We start from the raw sequence: 25,919 nt of genomic DNA, 5'->3' as shown, positions 1-25,919 counted from the left end.
CGACCCGAAGCCCTACGTGTGGACCAAGACCGCCGACGAGATCCTCGAACGCCTCGCCGGATATCTGAAGCGAATTCCCGACTCAGGACACTAGGACGCCCGCCGCATCCTCCGGAAGCCGCCGTAGACGGCGAGGGCCGTCCAGAGTGCCATGATCAGCAGCCCGGTCCAGTGCCCGTAGTGGACGCCGGCCTCGGACCGGGTGCGCATCGCGTAGAGGCCGGCCCGGTCGGGCAGGAACTGGCCGGCCTCGCGGACGCCGGGGATGGCGCCCAGCCAGGTGGTGCCGAGGAAGACCATCGGGGTGAGCAGGCCGAGTGCCGCGCTGAAGTTGCCCAGCATCGCGGTCAGCCCGAGGCAGATCAGCACCAGCATCGGGTGGTAGAGCACGCCGGCCAGGAAGCTGCGGGTCAGGCCCGGGGTCGAGAAGTCCAGGCCGTCGGTGGCGTCGACGGCCAGGAACGACCCCGCGGTCGAGGCCAGCCCGAGCAGGAGGCCCAGCCCGGCGCCGAGCGCGAGCTTGGCCCCGTACAGCCGGCCGCGTCGCGGGACGGCGAGGAGCGAGCCGCCGATCATCCGGGTGTTGAACTCCTGCCCGATCAGCAGGATTCCGCAGCAGGCCACGGCGACGTGGCCGAACAGCAGCCCGTAGTAGATCCCGTTGGCGGGGTCCCCGCCGGGGGCGTGGTCCGCCGGTCCGGAGGCGGCGTTGACGGCGGCGGTGATGCCGACGGTCAGTGCCAGTGCGACCAGTGGCGCCGCCCACTGCGAGGGCAGGGTGGTGAACTTGATCCGTTCGGCGCGCAGGGCGCCGGCGAGCGTGCTCATCGTCCTCCGGTCCCTCGTCGATCCCGTGTCCCCTTCGCGCGGGGTCACGCGGTGCGGCCGCGGCGCAGGGCGAGCAGGCCGCCGTAGGCCGCCAGGGCGGTCCAGAGCGCCATGATCAGCAGCCCGGTCCAGTGCCCGTACGCGACGTGCGGGTCGTCGACGTACCGCAGCGCGTACTGGCCGGCCCGGTCGGGCAGGAACTGCACCACCCGGCCGACCCCGGGCACGCTGCCGAGCAGCGGAGAGAGCAGGAAGACGGTCGGGACCAGCAGCCCCATGGCGGCCGTGAGGTTGCCCAACAGGGCGGTGGCACCCAGGCAGAGCACCACCAGCAGCCCCTGGTAGAGCACTCCGGCGACGGCGCCGCGCACCGCGCCCGGTCCGTCCCAGGCGCCGGGGGCGGTCGCCGCGTACCCGGCGAACGCGCCCACCGTGCCGACGGCGCCCACGGCGAGACCGACCAGCGCGCCCAACGCCAGTTTGGCGCCGTAGAGCCGGTCGCGCCGGGGGACAGCGGTGAGCGACACGTCGATCATGCGGGTGTTGAACTCCTGGCCGATCAGCAGGATGCCGAAGCAAGCCAGGGCCGCCTGGCCGAAGTTGAGCCCGTAGAAGATGCCGATACCCGGGTCGTCCGTGATGCTGTGGTCCTTGTCGCCGAGCGCCGCGCCGACCGCCGTGGTGGCCCCGACGGTGAGCAGGACGGAGATCAGCGGGGTGATCCAGAGCGAGCGGAGGGTGGTGAGCTTGACCAGCTCGGCGCGGAAGGCGCGGAAGGCGCGGTAGGTGTGGATGGTTCGGTCAGTGTGGATGGTTCGGTCGGTCCGGTCGGTCCGGTCGGTGTCGGCGGGTCGGGCTTCGGCGCTCATGCGGCGGCCTCGCTCCGGTACTCGACGCTGTCCGCGGTCATCCGCATGAACGCTTCCTCCAAGGAGTCCTGTCGGACCGAGATCTCGTACAGCACCACGCCGTCGGCGGCGGCGAGCGCGGCGATCCGCTCGGGTCCGGATCCGCTCACCTCCCAGGCGCCGCCGTCGACTTGGGTGGCGTCGAGGTCGCGGCCGGCGCCGCCGAACAGGGCGGCGAGCTTGGCCGGGTCGACGGCCCGGACGCGGATCCGGGTGCGGCCGTGGCGGTCGATGAAGTCGGTGGTGGCGGCGTCGGCGAGCAGCCGGCCCCGGCCGATCACCACCAAGTGGTCGGCGGTGAGAGCCATTTCGGTCATCAGGTGGGAGGAGACCAGCACCGCCCGTCCTTCGGCGGCCAGGTCGCGCAACAGGGTGCGGATCCAGCGGATGCCCTCCGGGTCGAGGCCGTTGACCGGCTCGTCCAGCATCAGGACGGGCGGGTCGCCGAGCAGCGCGGCGGCCACCCCGAGGCGCTGGCGCATGCCGAGCGAGAACCTGCGGATCCGGCGCCCGGCCGCGTCCGCCAGACCGACCTGGGCGAGCACCTCGTCGACCCGGCGCCCCGGCAGCCCGTTGCTCGCAGCGAGCCAGCGCAGGTGGCCGTGTGCCGTCCGCCCGCCGTGCAGGGCCTGGGCGTCCAGCAGGGCGCCGACCCGGCGCAGCGGCTCGGTGAGTTCGGTGTACGGACGGCCGCCGACCAGGGCGCGGCCGGCGGTGGGGCGGTCGAGGCCGAGGACCAGGCGCATGGTGGTGCTCTTGCCGGCGCCGTTCGGGCCCAGGAAGCCGGTCACGATGCCGGGCCGGACCTCGAAGGACAGTTCGTCGACGACACGTCGGCCGTCGTACTCCTTGGTCAGGCCCTGGATCTCGATCACGATCGCCGTCCCCTCTCGGTCGGTGGGTCTCGTCGGTGGGTTCGTTGCCGGTTCCATTCGACCGGAGGGGCCGCCGCAGCGGATCCCGCCGGGGCGTGGAGCCGTCTCCCTCCCGGGAGGGAGGCCGCCGCCGACCGGCGCGGGATCCGGGAGCCGTCGTCGGGCTGGGAGGATGGCGGAATGCCCAAGATCAGAGCGTTCAGGGGAGCGGTGCTCGGGAACCGGGTGCCTGGGGCCGGTGCGGCCGGAGCCGGAGCGGCCGGGGCCGCTGTGCCGGGCGGCGCCGTGTCCGGGCTCGTCGCGCCGCTGCTGGCCGGTTCGACGTACGCGCGGCTGCTTCACCTGCTGGTCGGGTGGATCTTCGCGGGCGTGGTGCTGCTGGTCTACCCGGGGACGTACGGGAAGGGCCTCGGTGAGATCCTGACGGCGGGCATCCCGGTGGACTGCGTGCTGCTCGCGGTGGTCGCCCTCATCCCGGCGGCGCGGCAGGCCGAAGGGGTGCAGGCGAGGCTGCTGCTGGTCCCCGACCGCGAGGAGGACATCGCCGTCGATCCGGCCTCCACCTGGGCCGACCGGCGGCGGACGGCCGGGTGGCTGATCGGGCGGGTCGCGCTCGGCACGGCGGTCGGCTGCACGCTGACGTTCGGCTCCGTGGCGGTGTACGAGCGGCTGACCGGTCCGGACGCGCTCTGGTGGATCCCCGTCGCCCCGCCGCTGGTGCTCGGCCTCGGCTGGTTCCTGGTCTTCGCCGGGCGCCTCCAACTCGCCATGGCCGTAAGGCTGCTGGGGCCGTCCCCGGCGGAGCGGCTGGCGGAGGCGGAGCTGCGGGCCGAACGGCTGCTGGAACGCAACCGGTTGGCCCGGGAGCTGCACGACTCGATCGGCCACGCACTGACGGTGACGGTCCTCCAGGCGGGCGCGGCGCGCGAGGTCGGGGACCCGGCCTTCGTCGCCAGGGCGCTCGAAGTCATCGAGGAGACCGGGCGCCAGGCCATGGAGGACCTCGAACGCACCCTCGTCCTGCTGCGCGAGACCCCGCCCGGGGCGAACGGCGCGGCCACCGAACAGCCCGGCGTCGAGCAGCTGCCCGCCCTGTTCGACACCGTCCGGGCGGCCGGCAGCCCGGTCGAGGCACACGTCGAGGTGCCGGGCGGCGTGCTGCCCGGGGTGCTCTCCCGCGAGTCCTACCGGATCGTCCAGGAGGGCGTCACCAACGCGCTCAAGTACGCGCCCGGTGCGCCCGTGGACGTCCGGATCGCCGTCCGGGACGGGCAGTTGGAGCTGCGCTGCGCCAACCTTCCCTCCGGTGGCGGAACCTGGCCGTCGGGCGGTGGGGTACGGCCGCCGGCCGGCGGCGCGCGCAAGGGCGGCAAGGGGCTTCGCGGGATCCGCGAACGGGCGGTGCTGCTCGGCGGGGAGGCGGCGGCGGGTGCGCCGGAGGACGGCAGCGGAGGGTGGGTGCTCAGCGTCCGGCTGCCCCTACGCTTGGGCTCGTGACGAACGATCTTGTGGCAGACGGCCGCCACGGCGCCGGAGTCCCCGGAACCGCCGGAGTCCCCGGAACCGCCGACACCTCCCGACCCGGCGGGGCCTCCCGAACCGGCGGGGCCGCCGGGACCGGGATGACGGACATCCTGCTCGCGGACGACGAGGAACTGGTCCGGGCCGGCCTGCGGGCCGTCCTGGAGGCGCAGGGCGACCTCAGGGTGGTCGGCGAGGCGGCCGACGGCGTGGAAGCGGTGGCCCTGGCACGCGCGCTGCGCCCGGACGTGGTGCTGATGGACGTCCGGATGCCGGTGATGGACGGGCTCGCGGCCACCCGTGAGCTGGTGCGCCCCGGCGCCCCGGGGGAGCGGCCGCCGAGGATCCTTGTCGTGACCACCTTCGAGAACGACGACTACGTCTACGAGGCGCTGCGCGCGGGCGCCGACGGCTTCCTGCTCAAGCGCTCCCGTCCGGCCGAGATCGCGCACGCGGTACGGCTGGCGGCGGCGGGCGAGTCGCTGCTGTTCCCCGCCGCGATCCGCCGCCTGGCCGCCGGACACGGCAACCCGACCGCCCGTGCGGTCATGGCGGGGGCGGCGCTGACCGGGCGCGAGGAGGAGGTGCTGCGCCTGGTCGCGCGCGGACTCAGCAACGGGGAGATCGCCGAGCTGCTGTTCCTCGGGGTGCAGACGGTGAAGACGCACGTCAGCAGTGTGCTGGCGAAGCTGGGCGCGCGGGATCGGACCCAGGCGGTGATCGCCGCGTACGAGTCGGGGTTCGTCGAGCCGTCCGAGTAGTGCCGTCGGCGTCCGCAGGGTCTCTGCGGGCCGGCCCGGGGACGGTCGCGGGGGGAGAGTGGCGGGGAGTGAGTGGCGGGGAGTGAGTGGCGAGGGGCGAGGGGCGAGGGGCGGGGGCGGGCGTCAGGCCGGGTAGGCGTGGGTCTGGGTGGCCTTGACCGAGGCCCAGACCTCGACTCCCGGCGCCAGCTCCAGCTCCGCGACGGCGGCCGGGGTGAGGTCGGCCGCCATCGGCAGGTCGCCGGCCAGGTCGGCGCGGACCCGGTCCCCGTGCAGGTCCAGGCCGGTGACCTCGGCCTTGCACAGGTTGCGCGCGCTGGACTGCGGCCGCTCCCGGTAGAGGGTCACGGCCGACGGCGGGAACGCGACGAAGGCCGGGCCGGACAGCTCCTCGGTGGTGGCCAGGACGGGGCCGTCCGGGAGCGTCACGTGCGTGCCCTCGGCCCGGCCCTGGTACAGGTTCAGCCCGACCAGGCGGGCGATGTAGTCGGTGCGGGGCCGCCGGGCGACCTCCGCCGGACTGCCCGACTGCACCTCCCGCCCGTCCTCGATCACGACCAGCCGGTCGGCCAGCACCATCGCGTCCAGCGGGTCGTGCGTCACCAGCACCGCCACGGCCTCGAACTCGGCCAGGTGGCGGCGCAGCCGGGACCGTACGTCGAGACGGGTGCGGGCGTCCAGGGCGGCCAGTGGCTCGTCCAGCAGGAGCAGCCGGGGGCGGACGGCGAGCGCCCGGGCCAGCGCCACCCGCTGCGCCTGGCCGCCGGAGAGCCGGCCGGGGCGGACCGAGGCGTGGTCGGCCAGGCCCATCTGCTCCAGCCAGACGGCGGCCTCGGCCCGGGCGGCGCGCTTGGGGCGGCCCTGGCAGCGCGGGCCGAAGGCGATGTTGTCGAGCGCGCTGAGGTGCGGGAACAGCAGGTAGTCCTGGAACACCACGCCGACCGGCCGCTCCTCGGCGGGGGTGTGCACGCGCTGTGCCGGGTCCTCCAGGAGACGGCCGTCCAGGCGCAGGTGACCGCCGGTGAGCGGGAGCAGGCCGGCCAGGGCGCGCAGGGCGGTGGACTTGCCGGCGCCGTTGGGGCCGAGCAGCGCGACGACCTCCCCGGGGGCGGCGGTGAGGGCCAGGTCGAGGGTGAACGCGGCGCGGTCGACCAGGAGGCGGGCGTCGAGGGCTTCGTGCGCGCCGTTGTCGGTGTTCGTGGCGTCCGCGTCGCTCGTGTTGGTCGTGTTGGTCGCGTTGCTTGCGTTGTTCGCGTTGTTCGAGGTGCTCATCGGGTCGGCGTCCAGGCGTCCGGGTGGGCGTTCACGGATACGTTCGCGGGTGCGTTCGGCGGGGTCGGCGGGGTCGGCGGGGTCGGCAGGTCCGGCAGGTTCGGCGGGGTCGGCGGGGCCGCTGGGGCTGTCACGGCGTCGACAGCCAGCGGTCGCGCAGGCCGACCAGGACGGCCACGGAGACCGCCAGCAGCACCAGCGACAGCGCGATCGCGGCCTGCGGGTCGGACTCCATCGCCAGGTAGACGGCGAGCGGCATGGTCTGGGTGCGGCCGGGGAAGTTGCCCGCGAAGGTGATCGTCGCGCCGAACTCGCCGAGCGCCCGCGCCCAGGCCAGTACGGCACCGGCGGCGATGCCCGGCGCGATCATCGGCAGGGTGACCCGGCGGAACGCCGTCAGCCGGGAGGCGCCGAGGGTGGCGGCGGCCTCCTCGAACCGTGGGTCGGCGGCCCGCAGCGCGCCCTCGACGCTGATCACCAGGAACGGCATCGCCACGAAGGCCTCGGCGATCACGACACCGGTGGTGGTGAAGGGCAGCGTGATGCCGAAGGCCGAGTCCAGCCAGGAGCCGACGATGCCGCGCCGCCCGAGCACCAGCAGCAGGGCCACACCGCCGACCACCGGCGGCAGCACCAGCGGCAGGGTGACCAGGGCACGGATCACCCGTCGGCCCGGCAGCTCGGTGCGGGCGAGCAGCCAGGCCAGCGGGACCCCGAGGACCAGCGACACGGCGGTGGCCGCCGTCGCGCTGATCAGCGACAGGCGCAGCGCGTCCCAGACGGCCGTGCTGGTGAGCTGCTCGGACAGTCCGCTCCAGGGAGCCCGGACCAGCAGGCCGACCAGCGGCAGGATCAGGAACGCCAGCCCGAGCAGCGCCGGGAGCAGCAGGGTGACCGGGACGCGGTGCGGGCGCGCCCGGCGTCGGCGGCGCGGCAGGACCTGCGTGGGTCCTGCCGCGCTGCCGCCGGGCCGGTCCCCGCTGGGCCGGTCTTCGCCGGGCTCGTCCTGGCCGGGCCGGTCTCCGACGGGCCGGTCTTCGCCGGGCTCGTCCTGGTCGGGCCGGTGCCGGTCGGAGTGGTCGCCAGCGGGCCCGGTGGTGCGGTCGCTCACGGCGCCTGGAAGCCCGCCGCGGTCAGCACCTGCTTGGCCTCGGGCGACTGGACGTACGCGACGAAGGCGGCGGCGCCGTCCTTGTTCGGGGCCTTGGCGAGCGCGGCGATCGGGTAGTCGTTCACGGCCTTGTCGGCCTCGGGGAAGTCCACACCGTCGATCTTCGCAGCATCGGCCTGCACATCGGTCTTGTAGACCAGCGAGGCGTCGACCTCGCCGAGTTCGACCTTGGTGAGCGCGCCCTTGACGTCCTGCTCCAGGGTGACCGGGGTGAGGTCGACGCCGGCGGCCTTCAGCGCGGTCTGCGCGGCGGCGCCGCAGGGCACCTCCTTTGCGCACAGCGCGACCTTCACACCCGAGCCGGTGAGGTCCTTGAGGCCCGCGATGTGCTTGGGGTTGCCCTTGGGGACGGCGATGGTGAGCGTGTTCTTGACGAAGGTGGCCGGCTGGCCGCTCGCGCCGCCCGCGTCGGTCACGGTCTTCATGGTGGCCGGGCTGGCGGCGGCGAACACGTCGGCCGGAGCACCGGAGTTGATGCTGGTGGCGAGGCTGGAGCTGCCGCCGAAGTTGAAGGTGACCTTGCTGCCCGGGTTGGCGGCCTCGAACTTCTTGCCGAGCTCGGTGAAGGTCTCCTTGAGCGAGGCCGCGGCGAAGACGGTGACGGCGCCGCTCGCCTTCGGGACGCTGCCGGCCGAGGCCGCGGAGGCACCGGCGGAGGACGCCGCGTTCGAGGCCGCGGAACCGGAGGACGTGCCGCCGTCGCTGCCGCACGCGGTGGCCCCGAGGCTGAGGACGAGGGCCGCTGCGGCGGCGACGGCGAATCTGCGGGTGGTGCCGGTCGTACGGGTACTCATCGGTGCTTCCCCTCCGGGTGCGCGCCGGGAGGGCGCGAGAGACAGACCGCAACTGCGGCCTTTATGGCGATCATAGTGCCGCAAATACGAGCGATAAATCCTCTGTTGCTTTGCACAGGCGGGGGTGGGGGAGGGCCTCGGACCTGCTGTGGGATGGCTCAAACGGCTGCCGTCCCGGGGGGTGGGGGCGGTGGGGTTGGCGGTGGGGGTGTGGGGCGTGGGGCGTGGTGGGGCGGCGGGGTGGCGGAGCGGTGAGGCGGTGGGGTGGCAGGGGGCGGTGAGCAGCGCAGGTGGCGGGAGGGGGCGCGCGGAAAATGCGTCGCGCCGGGGGTGCCCGAACGGTCAGAGTGGTCACTGTCCGTACATTCGTACAGCAGTACATGCGGCCCGGGGGCAGAGGTCCGCCGCCCGGGCCGAGTCAAGGGGAGGGGCCCGTCCATGTCCACGCTGCGCGTCACCGCCGAGAAGCTGACCGTCCTGGAGCACCCGAACGCCGATGCTCTGGAGCTCGCACAGGTCGGCCTCTACCGGGCGGTGGTCGCGAAGGGCGTGTACCGGACCGGGGACTACGCCGTCTACATCCCCGAACAGTCCGTCCTCCCACAGGAGTTGATCGCCGAGCTGGGCCTGACCGGCAAGCTGGCGGGCTCCCGGGCGGACCGGGTGAAGGCGGTCCGGCTGCGCGGCGAGCTGTCCCAGGGCATCGTCTGCCGGCCCGCCGCGCTCGCCGACACCGACCTGGCCGCCGCGGCCGAGCGCGACGCCGACTTCGCCGAACTGCTCGGCGTGGTCAAGTGGCAGCCGCCGGTGCCGACTTCGATGAACGGCGATGTGCTCAGCGCCCCGGACCTGCTGCCCTGGGTCGACATCGAGAACCTCAAGCGCTACCCCGACGCCTTCGAGCCCGGCGAGCCCGTGGTGCTGACCGAGAAGCTGCACGGCAGCTGCTGCCTGGTCACGTACACGGCCGCGACCGGTGAGGTGCGGGTCTCGTCCAAGGGGATCGGCGCGCAGGGGCTGGCGCTGGCCGAGGACGAGCGCAACCTCTACTGGCGGGCGGTGCGCGCGTACGACATCCCGGCGGTCGCGGCCCGGCTGGCGGAGCGGCTCGGCGTCGAGCGGGTCGGCATCTTCGGCGAGGTCTTCGGCGAGGGCGTCCAGGACCTGGGGTACGGGGCCTCCGCGCGTACCGGGCGGCCCGGGTACGCGGCCTTCGACGTCTCGGCGGTGGTGGACGGCCGACTGACCTGGCTGTCGGCGGCCGAACTGCTGGACGGCGAGCTGCCGTTGGCGCCGGAGCTGTGGCGCGGCCCGTTCGACCCGGAGGTGGTGCTGGGCCATGCCCACGGCAAGGAGACCTTCTCCGGGCGCGGGCTCCACCTGCGCGAGGGCGTCGTGGTGCGGCCGGTGACCGAGCGCTGGAGCCCGGTGCTCGGCGGGCGGGCGATCGCCAAGGTGGTCAGTGACGCCTACCTGACGCGCAAGGGCGGCACCGAGTACGAGTAGGCCCGGCGGCGCCCAGGGTGCGCCTGAGTGCGACCGGGTGCGGCCGGGGGCGACCGGGTTCGGGTCTGGATGTGGGCCCGGAAGTAGGCCTGGATGTGGGCCCGGAAGTAGGCCGAGTGGGTGAACGGGAGCGAGCCGTCGGTCCGACGACCGGCGCTCGCTCCTTCCGGCATTGACTACCCGTCAGTAGAATCGACGGTGCGCATCCCTGTGCCGAAGGAGTCGTCCATGGCCACCGAAACCGCCATACCCGGACCGGCCGGCAACCCGCTGGTCGGATCGCTGTTCGACCTCACCCGCCGCCCGCTGCGCACCTACCTCGCGGCCCGGCGCGACCACGGGGACGTGGTGCGGATCCAGGCCGGTCCGCCCGGGCTGCGGGTCGACTTCCATGCGGTGTTCTCCCCGGAGGGCGTCCAGCAGGTGCTCGGCACCGAGGCGGCCAACTTCCGCAAGGAGAACGCCTTCTACGACGAGCTGCGGACCAGCGTCGGGAACGGGCTGCTGACCAGCCAGGACGACGAGTACCAGCGCCAGCGCCGACTGATCCAGCCGCTGTTCACCCGCCGCCGGGTGGACGGTTACGCGGACGCGATCGCGCAGGAGGCGCAGTCGCTCGCCGAACGCTGGCGGGCGGTGCCGGACGGGCTGGTGGACGCGGCGGACGAGATGTCGCGGTTCGCCCTGCGGGCGGTCTCGCGGATCCTCTTCGGCGCGGACGTGGAGGAGGCGGTGGCCGTGGTGCACCGCAGCTTCCCGGTGCTCGGCGAGTACGTCAAGGAGCGCGGTTTCGCCCCGGTCCGCGTCCCGCGCGGCTGGCCGACCCCGGGCAACCGGCGCGGCCTCGGGGCCCAGCGGGCGCTGTACGAGGTCTGCGACCGGATCATCGCCGAACGCGCCGCGCGCGGGGGCGGCGACGAGGACGCGGACGACCTGCTCACGCTGCTCGGACGGGCGCGCGGCGAGGACGGGGAACGGCTCGACCCGGCAGAACTCCGGGACCAGGTGCTGGTGTTCCTGCTCGCCGGGCACGAGACCACGGCCACCTCGCTGGCCTTCGCGCTGCACCTGCTGGCCAAGCACCCCGAGCACCGGAAGCTCGCCCAGGAGGAGGCGCGCACCGTCCTGGCCGGGCGGGCACCGACGGCCGCGGACCTGGACGCGCTGCCGTACACCACCCGGGTGCTGAAGGAGGCGATGCGGCTCTACCCGGCGGCGGCGCTGGGCGGGCGGCGGGCGGTCGCCGAGACGGTGATCGACGGGTACGTCATCCCGGCGGGGGCGCAGGTCGTGGTCGCGCCGCTGGTCACCCACCGGCACCCCGACCACTGGGCGGACCCGGACCGCTTCGACCCGGACCGCTTCCTGCCGGAGGAGGAGAAGGCCCGGCACCGCTACGCCTGGTTCCCGTTCGGCGGCGGCCCGCGGGCGTGCATCGGGCAGCACTTCTCGATGCTGGAGTCGGTGCTGACCCTGGGGGTGCTGCTGCGGGACTTCGAGGTAGAGGCGGTGGACCGGCGGGTGGCGCTGGCCCAGGGGATCACGCTGCGGGCGGCGAGCCCGATGCGGATCCGGGTGCGGGCCGACAAGTGAGGGCCGGCGGCTGAGGGCCGGGCGGCTGATGGCCGGCGGCTGACAGGATTCAGCGGACAGATGACAGATTTCAGACTCTGTTATCTGTCCGCTGTTATCTGTCTGCTGTTTGTTGTTCGCTGTTCGTACTTCGCGGCTGCCGTCGGCCGCCATCGCCCGTCGTCTGGGCAGAAGACCGGGTCATTCGAACATACCGCCCGTCGCCTGCGGGCAGCTTTTCAGATCTTCGGGTGACCGATTCCGGCCCCTCGATAGCGTCCCACGCACCCCAGGCCGAAAGCGCACATGCGGCTGGCATATGACGAGACCGTGCCCCCCAGGGGCCCGGTGCCCCCTCGCCGCCGGCCGCGTGGAGTCCGCCCGGCCCGGGGTGCCCGGGCGCACCGCCTACCGCCCCGGGCCCGACCGGTCGACCGGAGGTCCCATGGGCACCCTCAACCACCTCAGCCTCGGCTGGATCACCCCCGCCCTCTCGTACCTGATGGCCTGCGCCGGTGCCGCCCTCGGCCTGCGCTGCACCCTGCGCGGACTGGCCGCGAGCGGCGCCGCCCGACGCAACTGGCTCGTCACGGCCGCCGCCGCGATCGGCTCCGGCATCTGGACCATGCACTTCGTCGCCATGTTCGGCTTCTCCGTCGACGGCACCGAGCTGCGCTACAGCGTCCCGCTCACCGTCCTCAGCCTCGCGGTCGCCGTCCTGGTCACCGGCCTCGGCCTGACCGTGGTCTGCTACGGGCGGCACCGCGGCCTCGCCCTGCTGGCGGGCGGCGTCACCACCGGCCTCGGTGTCGCCGCGATGCACTACCTGGGCATGGCCGCGGTACGGATGCACGGCGGTCTGCGCTACGACGCCGGGACGGTCGCGCTCTCCGTACTGGTCGCGGTCGGCGCCGCCACCGCAGCGCTCTGGGCCGCCGTCACCATCCGCAACGTCTACGCTGCCGCAGCCGCCGCGCTGGCCATGGGACTCGCCGTCAGCTGCATGCACTACACCGGCATGGCCGCCGTCCACGTCCGGCTGGAGCCGACCCGGACCGTCCTCGGCGGGGTCGGCCCGATGGACTTCGTCTTCCCGCTCGCGGTCGGCCTCGGCTCGTTCCTCTTCCTCGCCTCGGCCTTCGTCGCGCTCTCCCCGACGGCCCAGGATCGGGACGGCCACCGGGTGGCGGGCGAATTGGTCATCGAGGAGTTCCCGGCCGGGCCGGCCCGGCCGGAACCGGCACACCCCGGACAGGCCCGCCCCGGACAGGCGCATCCCGGTCCCGGTCGCCATGGACCGGACCTCGGCGGCGCGGACTGTGACCACGCTGCCTGCGACCACGCGGACTGCGAGGGCGCGCGCCGCAGCCGTCGCGCCGCCTGAGTGCCGCGCCCGCCGTCCAGCCTTCCACCGCCGTCCGCGCCCACCTCGACCGTCCCGCCATCCCCGCCCTGCCCCGCCCCGCCCGAAAGGCTCCTCACCGATGCGAGAAGACCGCGGTACCACCCCCGGTACCCGTCGGGGTGCCCATGCCGGGAGGCCCTCCCGTCCGGCACGTGGCCTGCGTGGACTGCGTGAACCGGGCGGATCGGGCGGACCGGGTGGTCCGCGCGGGCTGCGTCCCCGGACCGTCCGCGCCCGCGTCATCGCCCTGCTGATGGTCCCGGTCGTGTCCGTGATCGCCCTGTGGGGCTTCGCCACCGTCACCACCGCGCAGGGCGTGTGGGACCTGCTACGCCAGCGCGACGCCCAGCGCACGGTGCTCACGCCCGTCGCCGAGACGGTCGCCGGGCTGCAGGCCGAACGCACCGCCGCCGGACAGCTGTTGGCCGCCCCGGCGACCGCGCCGCCCGACGCCGTACGGGAGAACGCCCTGCGTACCGCCTCGGCCGCCACCGACCGTGCGATCACCCCGTTGTTCCCCGATCCCCGGCACCCCGACCGGGCCTACAACCGTGCCGACGCCCAAGGCCTCGGCGGTGACGCCGCCACTCGCCTGGACGCCCTGGGTGCGGCCCTCGCCGCCCTGCCCGAGCTGCGCGGCCGCGTGCTGGCCCGAAGCGTCGGCTGGCCCGAGGCGTACGCCGCGTACGGTGAGGCCGTGGACCGGGCGCTCGCGGTGGCCGGAGCCGTCACCCCGGTGCAGGACCACCCAGCCGCCGCCGATGCCCGGGTGCTCCCCGAACTGGCCTGCTCCCGTGAACTGCTGGCCCGCGAGGACGCGTTGCTGCGCGCCGCCCAGCCGTCCGGAGCGCTCGGCGACGACCAGGTGCGCGAGTTCTCCGGCGCGGCCTTCGCCCGGCGGGAGTTCGAGCAGGCGGCGGCCGCCGACCTGCGCCCCGCCGACCGGACCGCGCTGCTCGCCGTCACCGGCGGCCAGGACCACCGGGAGCTGGCCGGGTACGAGGACAGGGTCCGTACGGCGGCCGACGGCCGGGCGGCGGTCGTCGCGGTTCCGGCGGACCGGTGGGCGATGGTCGCCGGGAACGTCGCGGGCGGCCTGCGCGCCGTCGAGGACCAAGCGGGCCGGGTCGCCGCCGAACGCCAGAACCCCTATGCGCTGGGCCTGTTCACCACCGCCGGGGCGGCCGTGCTGCTCGGGCTGGTCGGCGTGCTGGCCTCGCTGGTGATCTCGGTACGGATCGGGCGGGGCCTGGTCACCGAGCTGATCGGGCTGCGCGATTCGGCACTTGGGCTGGCCGCTCGCGAACTGCCCGCCACCTTCCGAAAGTTGCGTGCGGGGGAGGAGGTGGACGTCGAGGCTGAGGCGCCGCGCCCTGCGGGCCGGGACGACGAGATCGGCCAGGTGCACCGGGCGCTCGGCACCGTCCGGCGGGCGGCCGTCACCGCGGCGGTCGAGCGGGCCGAGGTGCTCTCCGGGGTCTCCGGGGTGTTCGTCAACCTCGCGCGGCGCAGCCAGGTCCTGGTGCACCGCCAACTCACCCTGCTGGACGCGATGGAGCGCCGCACCCAGGACCCGTCCGAGCTGGCCGACCTGTTCCGGCTCGACCACCTGACCACCCGGATGCGCCGCCACGCGGAGGGCCTGATCATCCTCTCCGGCGCCGCTCCCGGCCGCGCCTGGCGCAGGCCCGTCCCGCTGGTGGACGTGGTGCGCGCGGCCGTCTCCGAGGTCGAGGAGTACGCCAGGGTCGAGGTGCACCCGCTGCCGCGCGCCGCCGTCGCCGGGTACGCCGTCGCCGACCTCACCCACCTGCTCGCCGAGCTGGTCGAGAACGCGACCGGCTTCTCCCCGCCGCACACCCGGATCCGCATCCGGGGCGAACGGGTCGGTACCGGTTACGCGTTGGAGATCGAGGACCGCGGCCTCGGCATGGGCCGGGAGGCCCTGGCCGCCGCCAACCGCCGGATCGCCGCGGCCGAGCAGAGCGACCTCTTCGACAGTGACCGGCTGGGGCTGTTCGTGGTCAGCCGGCTCGCCCGGCGGCAGGACGTCAAGGTCTCGCTGGTGACCTCCGCGTACGGCGGCACCACCGCCGTCGTCCTGCTGCCGACCTCGCTGCTGGCCACCGGCCGTCCGACTGCTCCGCCTCCGCACGGCGGGACAGCGGAAGGGGGACCCGGGGGGATGGCGGACGAGGTGTGGCAACCGTTGGGCTCCGCAGCGGAGTTCGGTGCCACGGCGGCCGGTGCCACGGCGGTTGGTGCAACGGTGGCCGGTGGCGGCCTGCCGGTTCCGGCCGGGCGGGTGCACCCGCCCGGTGCGGAGCGGGAGTCCGCCCGGTCGTGGGCGGAGCGCCCGCACGACCGGGGCGGCGAGGGACTTCCGGCGGCGGGTGGGCCGCCGCCGGAGAACGGGGCACTGCTGCCGTTCGGCATCCGGGGGGACGACCCCGGGCCGGCGCGCCGCACCCCCTTCCGGGCCTCCGGCGCCCGGGCGGCGGGCCCGGCTGCGGACGGGGGCCCGGATACGGCCGCCCGCACGCAGTCCGGGCCGCCGCAGCCGTACCGTACGGGACCTGATTCCGGGCAGGTTCCTGATGGGGGACGAGCCGGAACGCCTGGCCAACTCGGAGGAGAAGTAGAGGAGTTGCCGCGCCGGACCCGTCAGGCGAGCCTGGCGCCGCAGCTGCGCGAGACGTCGGGTAGTCCGGGTCCAGGTCCAGGTCCAGGACCCAAGCCCGGCGCCGGCCCCGAGAGCCGAAGCCCCGAGGCGGCGCGCGCGGCGGTGTCGGCCTTCCGGAACGGATGGGCGCGAGGCCTGCGCCCCGACGACGGGGGGTGCGAGCGGCCGGCGGACCGATCAGCGGACCGATCGGTCGACCGGGCCGACGCCTTCCCGCCGGCGGCGGCGAGGCGCCATTCCCCGCCCTCGACCCGACCCGAAGGAGAGCGTCCGTGATCGGCACCACCCACCGCGCAGGAGACCTGAACTGGCTGCTGGACGAACTGGTCCGGCGCGCCCCCGAGGTCCGTCTCGCCGTGATGCTCTCCGCCGACGGCCTGGCCATGGGCACCTCGGCCGGCCTGCCGCGCGAGGACGGCGAACACCTGGCGGCCATCGCCTCCGGGTTCCACAGCCTGGCCAAGGGCGCGAGTCGGCACTTCGGCGCGGGCGAAGTCCGGCAGACCATGGTGGAGTTGGAGGGCGGCTTCCTGCTGGTCGCGGCCGCCGGGGAGGGCAGCTGCCTGGCTGTGTTCGCCACCGCCCGGGCCGACCTGGGCCTGATCGCCTACGAGATGGCCGGTATGGTCCGCCGGGTCGGGGAACACCTGGACACCGTGCCGCGCGCGCTGGGCGGCTGGTGAGCCCGGTGCCCCAGCCGTTCGACGAGCAGCCTGCCCACGATGGACGGCCCCACGATGGACGGCCCCACGATGGACGGCCCCAAGGTGGACGGTCCCACGAAGGGCCGCGCCACGAAGGGCCGCCCCACGAGCGACATCCGGAGGACCCGCACGCCGAGCCCGACCGGCAGCCCCGCAATCCGCTCGCCGCCGCCCGTCGGGCCCGCTGGTACGACGAGGACGCGGGCCCGCTGGTGCGCCCGTACGCCATGACCCGGGGGCGTACCGGGGCCGGTGAGCAGCAGTTCGACCTGATCGCCGTGGTCGTCTGCGACCTGCCCGACCCGGCGCTCTCCCCGGATGCGCCCGAGCCACCGGTCGGCCCCGAACAGGCGCGGATCCTCGCGCTGTGCCGGGGTACTCCGCTGTCCGTGGCCGAGCTCGCCACCGACCTCGACCTGCCGGTGGGCGTGGTGCGCGTGCTGCTCGGCGACCTGCTGACGGCCGGACTCGTCCGCATCAACCGTCCCGTCCCGCCCGCTCTGCTTCCCGACGAGCGCATCCTCCAGGAGGTCATCCATGGACTCCGTGCACTCTGACCATCCGGCGGACCCCTCCGGCTTGCCTGCGGCGTCCATCGCGTCCGTGGCGTCCGGCCCGGCCTCCGGGGAGGAGGGGGACGACACCGTGCTCGCGCTCAAGATCCTGGTGGCGGGCGGCTTCGGGGTCGGGAAGACGACGCTGGTCGGTGCGGTCAGCGAGATCCGTCCGCTGCGCACCGAGGAGCGGCTGACCGAGGCCGGGCGCGGAGTGGACGACCTCGGCGGGGTCGAACGCAAGGCCACCACGACCGTGGCGATGGACTTCGGACGGATCACCATCCGGGAGGGCCTGGCGGTCTACCTCTTCGGCACTCCAGGACAGGACCGGTTCTGGTTCCTCTGGGACGAGTTGGCGCAGGGCGCGCTCGGCGCGGTGGTGCTCGCCGACACCCGCCGCCTGACCGACTGCTTTCCGGCCGTCGACTTCTTCGAGGACCGGGGCATCCCGTTCGTGGTGGCGGTGAACCGGTTCGCCGGGGCGCGGGAGTTCGGCCCGGACGAGGTCGCCCGCGCGCTGGACCTGGACAGCGGGACGCCGGTGGTGCTCTGCGACGCGCGCCTCCGGTCGTCGGGCAAGCACGTGCTGATCAACCTGGTCGAGCACGCGGGCCGGGTGCGCGCGGCCCGGCTGCTCGCGGACACCGCGCCGGTGGGGTGAGGCGCCGGACGACGAGCGCCGGACAACAGACAACAGACAGACAACAGATGACAGATGACAGATTTCGAAATCTGAAAGCTGTCATCTGTCATCTGTTTCCTGAACCCTGTCGGCCGTCAGCAGTCGGCCGTCAGCGGCCGGGCGTCAGGCCTCCGACCGCGTTCAGCTGTGCCACTGGAAGACGATGTTCGTCCACGTCGACCCCGGGCAGTTGCCCCAGACGTCCCAGGCCTGCGGTCGCGCTCCGATCCACAGCCCGGTGGTGTGCGAGCCGTCGGCACAGTACGTGATGGTGCGCAGCCGGCCGGAGTAGACGTTGCAGTAACCCTCCCAGCGCCAGCCGTAGTTCGCGGTGATGACGCAGTGGTAGGGCGCGGCCGCGACCGTGTTCGACGCCGCGACGGACCCCGGGGTGACGGACTGGTCGGGGGTGGCCGCCGCCGCGGCCGGCAGGGCGGTGGCACCGAGCGCGCCGAGGGCGGCTGCGGCGGCCATCCCGAACGTGGCGATCCTTCTGGCGATACGACCTCGCACGGTGATCCTCCTTGGTGAGCGGTTCCCGTCGGGCGGAGTGCCTCGGCCGTCCGGGGCGGACGGAGGTGGAGCGTTGGTGGTCCGCTTCCCGTACGGCCGGTGACGTATTGCACACGAATGACTGCGCACCGTGATGCGACGACCTATGATGTGACCTGTGTCACAAGGGCTCGGGTCGGGGTGCGGTCAGGCCCGGCCGGGCGCGTGGGGTGCCGATTCCCGGGGAGAGCGGCATGGCGGAATGCAGTGGTCGATGCGTGGGCGGCGGGCCGGAGAAGGGCTTCGGCCGGTGCGGGAGCGGCGGTCAAGCGGCCGAATTCAACAGGGTGTTCACCGATCTGCTGCCGAGACTCCAGCGGGCGGCCGCCTCGCTCACCGGGAGTCCGTTCGCCGCCGGGGACGTCGTCCACGACGCGTACCTGCGGATCGCCCGCCGGCCGGAGCGCTTCCTCGGTCATCCGCAGCCGTACGCCTACGCGTTCACCACGATGGTGAACATCCTGCGCGACCAGTGGCGCCGGGAGCGCCGGAGGGTCCCGATGCCGGAGGTGTCGGAGGCGGGCGAGGCGGTCGAGCGGGGCTGCGCGGAGCCGGATCCGTGGCCCGGCGGGCCGGCCGAGTTGCAGGCGCGCTGGGAGGTGGTCCGGCTGCTGGGCTTCCTGACCGCCAAGCAGGCCCGCGCGGTGGCGCTGGTGGACCTGGACGGCTACAGCGTCGACGAGGCCGCCGAACTGCTCGGCCTGCACCGCAGCACCCTGGCCGTCACCCGGCGCCGGGCCCACCGCCGGCTGCGCGCCGTCCTCGAACGGGAGCGCGAGCGGGGCGGCGGGTAGCGCGGGGCCGGGTGGCGGTCGCCGCGGTGGCCCGACGCACCGAGCTGACGGCAAGTCAGCTGATGCGCGACCCCGGCCCGTACGCTGAAAATCGTGATCACGTACGAGGACCACCGCCTGCGCGCCCTGGCCGAGGACGGCCGCTGGCACGAACTGCTCGTCGCCTACCGGCAGGGCCGCGCGGCCGCCGCGCTGGAGGCGGGGGAGGAGACCGCGGCGGCCCTGACGGCCCCGCTCGGCCACCTGATCGCCTACGCGGCGCCGCCCGAGCTGGCCGTCCGGCTGTTCGACGGCGACGGCGGCGAGGGGGCGTTCGCCGGGGTGGCCGACCACGACGCCGGTCCGCTCTGGGAGGTGCTGGCGACCCGGCACTCCTGGCTGCGGCTGGCCCCGCTGCTCGGCCCGGCCCCGGTGCGCCGGCTGGTCGCGCACACCCGGGTGCTGCTCGGCGAGGACCTCTCGTACGGGGCCGAGCCCGATCCGGAGGGCGTACCGCTGCGGTTGGAGCCGTGGGAGGCGGCCGGGTGGGAGGACGCCGCGCGGGTGCGCGAGTACCTGCCCGGCGGGGGTGCGCGGAGCGCGCTGCTGACCCTGCCGGCCAGCCGGGAGGGCCTGGGTGAGGTGGAACTGCCGGCGGCACGGGCGGTCGGCCGGCCCGGCGGGCCGCGGGTGAACCGGGCGCTGGTCGAGCTGAGCGCGCTCGCACCGTGGGCGGAGGTGGTCTGCGTCCGGGGCCAGGCCCCGCTGGCGGCCGCGTCGCTGGCCGACGGTCGACGGGTGGTCGGCGGCTACCTGCCGTTCGCGCTCGCCTACCCGGCGCTGGTGCGGGCCGCCGCCGTGGGCCGGGCGCAGGGGTGCGCGCACGGCCGGCTGGGGCTGTGGCGGGCGCTGGCCACGATGGCCGGGGCGGAGGGGCCGGAGCCGGGTGAGGTGAACGCGCTGGTGGACCGGATGCGCTGCTTCACCTGGCACGAGCCGGCGGCCGGGCTGCACCACCTGCACGTCGCGCTGGAGGATCCGGCCAGCGGGGTGGCCTGGGCGGTCAGCGGCTCGCAGGAGCTGTGACGGGCAGGAGCTGTGGCGGGCGAGGGTCTGCGGGCGGCCGTGGGTGAGCGGGGAGGTGGAGAGGCGGAGGCCCGGAACGCAGTGCGCCCCGGAACACAGCGCGCCCCGGAACGCAGCGCGCCCCGGGACGCTGGAGTCCCGGGGCGCGACGAGCCGCGGATGCGAGGTGTCGGGGTGCCGAAGGGGTCGGGGAATGAGGGACCCCCGGCCCGGCGCCGTTTCCGGGGGTTGGTGGGTGGCGCCGGGCCGGGGGAGCGGGGGAGGGTCCGCGCGGTCGCTCAGGCAGCGACGGGCGCGGCGCCCTTGGCCGGTACGGCTTCGGGGCCGGCTCCGGGAGTGGTCTCGGGGCCGGTCTCGGGAGCGGCTCCGGTGCTGTCGCCGTGGCCGTGGCTGTCGACCAGGGTCCGCTCGTCGAAGGGCACCTCGCCCGCCAGTACCTGTCGGGCGCGCTCGGCGTCGAGCTCGCCGGTCCAGTGCCCGATCAGCACGGTGGCCACGGCGTTGCCCGCGAAGTTGGTGAGTGCGCGGGCCTCGGACATGAAGCGGTCGATGCCGACGATCAGGCCGACGCCGTCCACCAGTGCCGGCTTGTGCGACTGGAGCCCGCCCGCGAGGGTGGCCAGGCCGGCGCCGGTGACCCCGGCCGCGCCCTTGCTCGCGATCACCATGAACACCAGCAGGGAGAGCTGCTCGCCGATCGACATCGGCTTGTCCATCGCCTCGGAGATGAAGATCGACGCCATGGTCAGGTAGATCGCGGTGCCGTCGAGGTTGAAGCTGTAGCCGGTCGGGACGGTGATGCCGACGACCGGGCGGCTGACGCCCAGGTGCTCCATCTTGGCGATCAGGCGGGGCAGCGCGCTCTCGGAGGAGGAGGTCGAGAGGATGAGCAGGAACTCGCGGCCGAGGTACTTCAGCAGCGCGAAGACGTTGACCCCGGCGACCAGGCGCAGCAGGGTGCCCAGCACCACGACGACGAACAGCGCGCAGGTCAGGTAGAAGCCGATCATGATGACCGCGAGGCTCTTCAGTGCGGCCGTGCCGGTGGCGCCGACCACGGCCGCCATCGCCCCGAAGGCGCCGATCGGCGCGACCCACATGATCATCGCCATGACCCGGAAGACCAGCCGCTGGACGTGCTCGATCCCGCGCAGCACCGGGGCGCCGGCCGGGCCCATGGCCTGGAGGGCGAAGCCGGCGAGCAGGGCGACCAGCAGGGTCTGCAGCACCTTGCCCTGGGTGAGGGCCGAGAACATGGTGTCGGGGATCATCCCGAGCAGGAAGTCGGTGGTCGACTGGGCGCCGCCGGCCGCGGCCTGGGCGTGGCCGGACTTGGCGAGCGCGGCGGTGAGGTGCAGGCCGCCGCCGGGCTCCAGCAGGTTGCCGACGACCAGGCCGATGGCCAGGGCGACGGTCGACATCAGGAGGAAGTAGCCGATGGCCAGGCCGCCGACCTTGCCGACCTTGGCGGCCTTGGTCACCGAGCCGATGCCCAGCACGATGGTGCAGAAGATCACCGGGCTGATCATCATCTTGATCAGGTTGACGAAGCCGGTGCCGACCGGCTTGAGCTCCACGGCGAAGCCGGGGGCGGCCAGCCCGACCACCACTCCCGCGACCACGGCGGCGATCACGGCGAGGTAGAGGTAGTGGGTCCGGTCCTTGCGTCTGGGTCCCCCCGCCGTTGCGGCTCCAGCGATCGACATCTGCGGCTCCTTCGCCCTGCAGTCCTGGCGGCCCCGGGTGGTGGGCCGCTCTGACTATGGGCCGGGGAGTGACGGAGGTCACGTTTGCGTTCATAGAGTTCACGGTCGGCCCGGCGGCGCCTGGTCGGGGCCGGGCGGGACCAGGAGGGATCGGATCGGATCGGGCCGGGATCGGGTCGGGGTCGGGGGCGCGGAGCGTGGTGCACACTGGCTGGCATGTCCGAGCGCACCGCCCCCGCCGCCCCGCGCCGCCGGCTTCCCCGTCGACTGGTCCGCAGCCTGGCCGGGCAGCTGTTCGTCGTCCAGGTGGTGATCGTCGCCGCCGTCGTCGCGGGCGGCGCGGTGCTCGCGTACCTGTTCACCGCCGACCGCGCCGAGGACGGGGCGCGTCGCGAGGTCACCGCGGTCGCCCACGCCGTCGCCGACTCGCCGACCGTCCGGGACGCCGTCGCCGGGCCGGACCCGACCGCGGTGCTCCAGTCGTACGTCGAGCAGGTGCGGACGGACACCGGGGTCTCCTTCATCACCGTCATGGACACCGACGGGGTGCGCTGGACCCACCCGCTGCCCGAGCAGATCGGCAAGCGCTACCTCGGGCACATCGACTGGGCCCTCGCCGGGCAGACCCGCAGCGAGACGTACACCGGCACGCTCGGCCCGTCCGTCCGGGTGGTCACGCCGGTGTGGGACGACCGGCACCGGGTGGTCGCCCTGGTCAGTGCGGGCATCACGGTCGAGTCGATCTCCGCTCAGCTCAGCGGGCCGCTGATGGCGCTGGTCGGGGTGGCGGTGGCCGCGCTCGCGCTCGGCGGCGTCGGGACCTACCTCGCCAACTCCCGGCTGCGGCGGCACACCCACGGCATGGGCCCGAACGAGCTCAGCCACCTCTACGAGTACCACCAGGCCACGCTGCGCTCGGTCCGCGAGGGCCTGGTCCTGCTCGACCGTTCGCACCGGGTCGTGCTGTGCAATGACGCCGCCCGTGAACTCCTCGGCCTGGCGGGCGACGTGGACGGCCGGCCGGTCGCGGAGCTGGGGCTGCCGGAGGCGCTGGTGGCGGCCGTGCTGGGCGAGGAGCCGGTCCGGGACGAGGTGCACCTGACCGCCGAGCGCGTGGTGGTGCTCAATACCTCCACCATCGGCACCGGTCTCGGCCGGGTGGTGACCCTCCGGGACCACACCGAACTGCAGGCGCTCAGCGGCGAGTTGGACTCGGTCCGCGGCTTCACCGAGGCGCTCGGCGCCCAGGCGCACGAGGCCGCCAACCGGCTGCACGCGGTCGTCTCGCTGATCGAGATCGGCCGCCACGAGCAGGCGGTGGAGTTCGCCACCGCCGAACTCGAACTCGCCCAGCAGCTCACCGACCGGGTGGTCGCGGCGGTGGGCGAGCCGGTGCTGGCCGCGCTGCTGCTCGGCAAGGCGGCCCAAGCCGCCGAGCGCGGAGTGGAGTTGAACCTCACCGAGGACAGCCGGATCGATGACGGGGTGCTGCCGCCCGGGCTCTCCGCGCGGGACCTGATCACCGTGCTCGGAAACCTGATCGACAACGCCGTGGACGCCGCCATCGCCGGGGCCGGGCAGAGCCCCGTCCCGCCGGAGGTCACCGTCACGGCGCGGATCGACGGTGGTGGCGGCGGTACCGGTGGGGGTGACGGTGCGGGTGGTGACGGCGACTGTCTGCTGCTGCGGGTCGCCGACACCGGCGCGGGTATCGACCCGTCGGCCGTCGAGGACGTGTTCCGGCACGGCTGGAGCACCAAGCAGGACGGCCGCGGGCACGGCCTCGGCCTGGCGCTGGTCGCCCAGGCGGCCCGGCGCAACGGTGGCACGGTCGAGGTCGGGCGGGAGCGTGGCGCGGTGCTCACGGTGCGGCTGCCGCTGGCCGGTCGCCCGGGCGGGTCCCCTGGCTTCGGGGCCGAAGCCGGGCGTACACCCGGGACCGGGACCGGGACCGGGACCGGGACCGGGACCGGGATCCGAGCCGGAACCGAAGCCGAAGCCGGACCCGGGGGCGAAGCCGGGCGTGCGCGCGACGGGGTGTCGGCGTGACCGCGCGCGCGGAGCCCGGGGCCGTGGCCGGGATCTCCGTCCTGGTCGTCGAGGACGACCCGGTGGCCGCCGCCGCGCACACCCTGTACGTCGAGCGCGAACCCGGCTTCCGGGCCGCCGGCACGGTCCACAACTGCGCGGACGCGCTGCGCTTCCTGGACCGGGCCCGCGCCGCCGGGACGCCCGTCGACCTCACCCTGCTCGACCTCTACCTGCCGGACGGCCACGGCTTGCAGCTGTGCCGGACGCTGCGCGCCGCCGGCCACAGCACCGACGTCATCGCGGTGACCTCGGCCCGCGACCTCGCCATGGTCCGGCAGGCGGTGTCGGCGGGTGTCGTGCAGTACCTGCTGAAACCGTTCGGCGCCGCTGCCCTGCATGACCGGCTGGAGCGCTACGCCCGCTACCGCGACAGCCTCGGGCGTACCGGTGAGGCGACGGGCCAGGACGAGGTCGACCAGGCGTTCGCCCTGCTCCGCACGCCCGAGCGCAGCACCCTGCCCAAGGGGCTGAGCGCGCCCACCCTGGACACCGTCGCCTCGGTGCTGCGCGACGCGGCGACCGGACTGTCGGCGGCGGCCGCAGGTGCCGCCGCGGGGGTTTCGCGGATCACCGCACGGCGTTACCTGGAGCACCTGGTGGACACCGGCCGGGCGGTGCGGGAGCCGCAGTACGGGAGCGTCGGGCGGCCGGAGCTCTGCTACCGGTGGAGGACGAAGCCCTGAGGCGCCGGGCCCTGAGGCGCCGGCCCGGGGTGGGCCGGGCCCCGGGAAGGGCCGGGGCCGGGAAGGGCAGGGGCCGGGAAGGGCCGGGTCCCGCAGGAGGCCCCGCCGGAGGGTTCGGGCCCGGGGGCGGCGTGACTTTTCGTCATGTCGGTCGTTGTACGGTCGTGGGGTCCGCCGGGGGAGAGCGCGCGGGAATCGGGGGAGGTTCACTCACTCGGGTGGTTCCAGGGGCCCGGATGGCATTCCGCCAGGTCAAGGGCAGTAAGGTTAGGCTAACCTAATTTCCTGTGGGGGTTGTCGTGTCGCTCGCTGCCGTACCCGTCCAGGCCGCCTCCGGAGCCCCGGCCGCCGGTGAGGCCATCCTGCGCCGCCAGCGCGTGCGCGAGTCCGCCGCCCGGACGTACGCCCGCTCCTTCCCGATCGTCCCGGTCCGCGCCAACGGCATGACCGTCGAGGGCGCCGACGGCCGGCGCTACCTGGACTGCCTCTCCGGCGCGGGCACCCTCGCCCTCGGCCACAACCACCCGGTGGTGCTGGAGGCCATCCGCCGCACGCTCGACAGCGGAGCCCCGCTGCACCTGCTCGACCTCGCCACCGCCGAGAAGGACGACTTCACCGACACGCTGTTCGAAAGCCTTCCCGCCGAGTTCGCGGCCCGCGCCCGGGTGCACTTCTGCGGCCCGGCCGGGACGGACGCCGTCGAAGCCGCGCTCAAACTGATGCAGACCGCCACCGGCCGCTCCGGCGCGCTCGCCTTCACCGGCGCCTACCACGGCATGACGGCCGGCGCCCTCGCGCTCACCGGCAACGTCGCCGTCAAGGAGCCGCTGCCGAGCGGTGGCGAGGTCGTCCGGCTGCCCTACCCGTACGGCTACCGCTGCCCGTTCGGCGTCGGCGGCGACGCGGGCGCCGGCCTCGCCGCGACGTACGTCGAACGGCTGCTGGACGACCCCTCGGGCGGGGTCGTGCCGCCCGCCGCGATGATCCTGGAAGCCGTCCAGGGCGAGGGCGGCGTCGTCCCCGCGCCCGACGGCTGGCTGCGCGAGATGCGCCGGATCACCGCCGAACGGGGCATCCCGCTGATCGTGGACGAGGTGCAGACCGGCGTCGGCCGCACCGGCGCGATGTGGGCGGTCGAGCACAGCGGCATCGTCCCCGACGCGATGGTGCTCTCCAAGGCCATCGGCGGCAGCCTGCCGCTCGCCGTCGTCGTCTACCGCGAGGACTACGACGGCTGGCGGCCCGGCGCCCACACCGGCACCTTCCGCGGCAACACCCTCGCCATGGCCGCCGGGGCCGCGACGCTCCGGTACGTCACGGCGAACGGGCTGGTCGAGCGCGCCGCCGTGGTCGGTGAGCGGATGGCCGCCCGGCTGCGCGAACTCGCGGGCGAACTACCGGTGATCGGCGACGTGCGCGGTCGGGGGCTGATGCTGGGGGTGGAGCTGGTCGACCCGGCGGCCGAGGCCGACGCGTGCGGCGCCCGTCCGGCGGACCCGGCGCTCGCCGTACGGGTCCGTGAGGCGTGCCTGGCGCGGGGGCTGATCGTCGAACTCGGCGGGCGCCACGACGCGGTACTGCGGCTGCTCCCGCCGCTCACCGTCACGGACGAGCAGGTGACGGCGGTGCTGGACCGGCTGGCGGAGGCGATCGCGGCAGCGTCCAGGGGCGGGTCCGGGTCCGGCTCTGGTCCCGCGTCCGTGGCCGGGTCCGGGTCCGGGGCCGGGGCCGTGGGCGGCGCGGACCGGGTGGAGCGGTGAGCGGGCTCGGCCCCGGGCCCGAGTCGGCC

General features: G+C 74.5%; 21 protein-coding genes and 1 pseudogene. 14 read left to right on the top strand and 8 right to left on the bottom strand.

Going from position 1 to position 25,919, the window contains the following annotated elements; genetic code table 11:
• Window positions 1-90: 90 nt before the first annotated feature.
• From ACFQ6N_RS30970 to ACFQ6N_RS30960, 3 genes are read right to left on the bottom strand one after another with little or no spacing between them, the layout of a single operon-like run.
• Window positions 91-828, bottom strand: a complete 738-nt coding sequence (locus ACFQ6N_RS30970) for a hypothetical protein (RefSeq protein WP_380656148.1) — start codon at window positions 826-828, stop codon at window positions 91-93.
• 44 nt (window positions 829-872) lie between these two features.
• Entirely contained in the window at window positions 873-1,697 is an 825-nt protein-coding gene (locus ACFQ6N_RS30965; protein ID WP_380656146.1) for an ABC transporter permease, read from the bottom strand.
• Window positions 1,694-2,611: an ATP-binding cassette domain-containing protein gene (locus ACFQ6N_RS30960; RefSeq protein ID WP_380656143.1), complete on the bottom strand. Its 918-nt coding sequence runs from the start codon at window positions 2,609-2,611 to the stop codon at window positions 1,694-1,696. The genes ACFQ6N_RS30965 and ACFQ6N_RS30960 overlap by 4 nt, the downstream gene beginning before the upstream one ends.
• Window positions 2,612-2,791: 180 nt before the next feature.
• Between ACFQ6N_RS30960 and ACFQ6N_RS30955 the strand changes: the two genes are divergently transcribed.
• Together ACFQ6N_RS30955 and ACFQ6N_RS30950 are read left to right on the top strand one after the other, a co-directional pair.
• A complete protein-coding gene (locus ACFQ6N_RS30955; protein WP_380656141.1) occupies window positions 2,792-4,108 on the top strand; it encodes a sensor histidine kinase in 1,317 nt (438 codons plus the stop codon).
• A gap of 125 nt (window positions 4,109-4,233) precedes the next feature.
• The gene (locus ACFQ6N_RS30950; protein WP_380656138.1) at window positions 4,234-4,893 is read left to right on the top strand and encodes a response regulator; all 660 of its coding nucleotides are present in this window, start codon (window positions 4,234-4,236) and stop codon (window positions 4,891-4,893) included.
• 123 nt (window positions 4,894-5,016) lie between these two features.
• Here the strand turns inward: ACFQ6N_RS30950 and ACFQ6N_RS30945 are convergent, their stop codons facing one another.
• The 3 genes from ACFQ6N_RS30945 to modA form a co-directional block, all read right to left on the bottom strand.
• Complete coding sequence (locus ACFQ6N_RS30945) at window positions 5,017-6,165, bottom strand: ABC transporter ATP-binding protein (RefSeq protein WP_380656135.1); 1,149 nt, start codon at window positions 6,163-6,165, stop codon at window positions 5,017-5,019.
• A gap of 130 nt (window positions 6,166-6,295) precedes the next feature.
• Window positions 6,296-7,102 carry an ABC transporter permease gene (locus ACFQ6N_RS30940; RefSeq protein WP_380656158.1) on the bottom strand — a complete coding sequence of 269 codons (807 nt, stop codon included), beginning with the start codon at window positions 7,100-7,102 and terminating at the stop codon, window positions 6,296-6,298.
• Window positions 7,103-7,272: 170 nt separating this feature from the next.
• Entirely contained in the window at window positions 7,273-8,130 is an 858-nt protein-coding gene (gene modA / locus ACFQ6N_RS30935; RefSeq protein WP_380656132.1) for a molybdate ABC transporter substrate-binding protein, read from the bottom strand.
• 438 nt (window positions 8,131-8,568) lie between these two features.
• Here modA and ACFQ6N_RS30930 point away from each other — a divergent pair, with 438 nt between their 5' ends.
• The 7 genes and pseudogenes from ACFQ6N_RS30930 to ACFQ6N_RS30900 all read left to right on the top strand — a co-directional run bounded on the left by ACFQ6N_RS30930 (window position 8,569) and on the right by ACFQ6N_RS30900 (window position 17,218).
• Window positions 8,569-9,636, top strand: a complete 1,068-nt coding sequence (locus ACFQ6N_RS30930) for an RNA ligase (ATP) (protein ID WP_380656129.1) — start codon at window positions 8,569-8,571, stop codon at window positions 9,634-9,636.
• A 228-nt stretch (window positions 9,637-9,864) separates the two neighbouring features.
• Entirely contained in the window at window positions 9,865-11,229 is a 1,365-nt protein-coding gene (locus ACFQ6N_RS30925) for a cytochrome P450 (protein ID WP_380656126.1), read from the top strand.
• A 424-nt stretch (window positions 11,230-11,653) separates the two neighbouring features.
• Window positions 11,654-12,382 (top strand): annotated as a pseudogene (locus ACFQ6N_RS30920) (MHYT domain-containing protein); the annotation flags it as partial.
• Between the two features lie 496 nt (window positions 12,383-12,878).
• Window positions 12,879-15,572 (top strand): nitrate- and nitrite sensing domain-containing protein, encoded by a 2,694-nt coding sequence (locus ACFQ6N_RS30915; protein ID WP_380656124.1) that lies wholly within the window; start codon window positions 12,879-12,881, stop codon window positions 15,570-15,572.
• The gene (locus ACFQ6N_RS30910; protein ID WP_380656122.1) at window positions 15,569-15,979 is read left to right on the top strand and encodes a roadblock/LC7 domain-containing protein; all 411 of its coding nucleotides are present in this window, start codon (window positions 15,569-15,571) and stop codon (window positions 15,977-15,979) included. Before ACFQ6N_RS30915 ends, ACFQ6N_RS30910 begins: the two co-directional genes overlap by 4 nt.
• Window positions 15,980-16,209: 230 nt before the next feature.
• Entirely contained in the window at window positions 16,210-16,557 is a 348-nt protein-coding gene (locus tag ACFQ6N_RS30905; protein WP_380656157.1) for a DUF742 domain-containing protein, read from the top strand.
• Window positions 16,538-17,218, top strand: a complete 681-nt coding sequence (locus tag ACFQ6N_RS30900) for an ATP/GTP-binding protein (RefSeq protein WP_380656120.1) — start codon at window positions 16,538-16,540, stop codon at window positions 17,216-17,218. Before ACFQ6N_RS30905 ends, ACFQ6N_RS30900 begins: the two co-directional genes overlap by 20 nt.
• Before the next feature lie 162 nt (window positions 17,219-17,380).
• Here the strand turns inward: ACFQ6N_RS30900 and ACFQ6N_RS30895 are convergent, their stop codons facing one another.
• Window positions 17,381-17,752 carry a hypothetical protein gene (locus tag ACFQ6N_RS30895; RefSeq protein WP_380656117.1) on the bottom strand — a complete coding sequence of 124 codons (372 nt, stop codon included), beginning with the start codon at window positions 17,750-17,752 and terminating at the stop codon, window positions 17,381-17,383.
• A 326-nt stretch (window positions 17,753-18,078) separates the two neighbouring features.
• On the opposite strand from ACFQ6N_RS30895, the gene ACFQ6N_RS30890 reads away from it, so the two are divergent.
• Both ACFQ6N_RS30890 and ACFQ6N_RS30885 read left to right on the top strand, forming a co-directional pair.
• Window positions 18,079-18,585, top strand: coding sequence for an RNA polymerase sigma factor (locus ACFQ6N_RS30890; protein ID WP_380656114.1), 507 nt, complete (start codon window positions 18,079-18,081; stop codon window positions 18,583-18,585).
• A 93-nt stretch (window positions 18,586-18,678) separates the two neighbouring features.
• Window positions 18,679-19,650, top strand: a complete 972-nt coding sequence (locus tag ACFQ6N_RS30885; protein ID WP_380656111.1) for a hypothetical protein — start codon at window positions 18,679-18,681, stop codon at window positions 19,648-19,650.
• A gap of 278 nt (window positions 19,651-19,928) precedes the next feature.
• Here ACFQ6N_RS30885 and ACFQ6N_RS30880 read toward each other — a convergent pair whose 3' ends face one another.
• On the bottom strand, window positions 19,929-21,356 hold the full coding sequence (locus tag ACFQ6N_RS30880) for a cation:dicarboxylate symporter family transporter (RefSeq protein ID WP_380656109.1): 1,428 nt from the start codon (window positions 21,354-21,356) through the stop codon (window positions 19,929-19,931).
• 216 nt (window positions 21,357-21,572) lie between these two features.
• On the opposite strand from ACFQ6N_RS30880, the gene ACFQ6N_RS30875 reads away from it, so the two are divergent.
• The 3 genes from ACFQ6N_RS30875 (at window position 21,573) to ACFQ6N_RS30865 (ending at window position 25,890) form a co-directional block, all read left to right on the top strand.
• Window positions 21,573-23,405: an ATP-binding protein gene (locus tag ACFQ6N_RS30875; RefSeq protein WP_380656108.1), complete on the top strand. Its 1,833-nt coding sequence runs from the start codon at window positions 21,573-21,575 to the stop codon at window positions 23,403-23,405.
• Entirely contained in the window at window positions 23,402-24,130 is a 729-nt protein-coding gene (locus tag ACFQ6N_RS30870) for a response regulator (RefSeq protein ID WP_380656106.1), read from the top strand. The genes ACFQ6N_RS30875 and ACFQ6N_RS30870 overlap by 4 nt, the downstream gene beginning before the upstream one ends.
• Before the next feature lie 287 nt (window positions 24,131-24,417).
• Window positions 24,418-25,890 (top strand): diaminobutyrate--2-oxoglutarate transaminase, encoded by a 1,473-nt coding sequence (locus tag ACFQ6N_RS30865; RefSeq protein ID WP_380656103.1) that lies wholly within the window; start codon window positions 24,418-24,420, stop codon window positions 25,888-25,890.
• Window positions 25,891-25,919 lie beyond the last annotated feature (29 nt).

The sequence above is a fragment of the Kitasatospora sp. NPDC056446 genome (assembly GCF_042796115.1).
GTDB lineage: Bacteria > Actinomycetota > Actinomycetes > Streptomycetales > Streptomycetaceae > Kitasatospora.
This window is presented reverse-complemented; position numbering and strand designations above follow the sequence as displayed.

Coding starts and splice junctions, on each gene's coding strand:
- ACFQ6N_RS30970 (WP_380656148.1), bottom strand. CDS start 828: ATGAGCACGCTCGCCGGCGCCCTGCGCGCCGAACGGATCAAGTTCACC.
- ACFQ6N_RS30965 (WP_380656146.1), bottom strand. CDS start 1,697: ATGAGCGCCGAAGCCCGACCCGCCGACACCGACCGGACCGACCGGACC.
- ACFQ6N_RS30955 (WP_380656141.1), top strand. CDS start 2,792: ATGCCCAAGATCAGAGCGTTCAGGGGAGCGGTGCTCGGGAACCGGGTG.
- ACFQ6N_RS30950 (WP_380656138.1), top strand. CDS start 4,234: ATGACGGACATCCTGCTCGCGGACGACGAGGAACTGGTCCGGGCCGGC.
- ACFQ6N_RS30945 (WP_380656135.1), bottom strand. CDS start 6,165: ATGAGCACCTCGAACAACGCGAACAACGCAAGCAACGCGACCAACACG.
- modA (WP_380656132.1), bottom strand. CDS start 8,130: ATGAGTACCCGTACGACCGGCACCACCCGCAGATTCGCCGTCGCCGCC.
- ACFQ6N_RS30930 (WP_380656129.1), top strand. CDS start 8,569: ATGTCCACGCTGCGCGTCACCGCCGAGAAGCTGACCGTCCTGGAGCAC.
- ACFQ6N_RS30925 (WP_380656126.1), top strand. CDS start 9,865: ATGGCCACCGAAACCGCCATACCCGGACCGGCCGGCAACCCGCTGGTC.
- ACFQ6N_RS30900 (WP_380656120.1), top strand. CDS start 16,538: ATGGACTCCGTGCACTCTGACCATCCGGCGGACCCCTCCGGCTTGCCT.
- ACFQ6N_RS30880 (WP_380656109.1), bottom strand. CDS start 21,356: ATGTCGATCGCTGGAGCCGCAACGGCGGGGGGACCCAGACGCAAGGAC.
- ACFQ6N_RS30875 (WP_380656108.1), top strand. CDS start 21,573: ATGTCCGAGCGCACCGCCCCCGCCGCCCCGCGCCGCCGGCTTCCCCGT.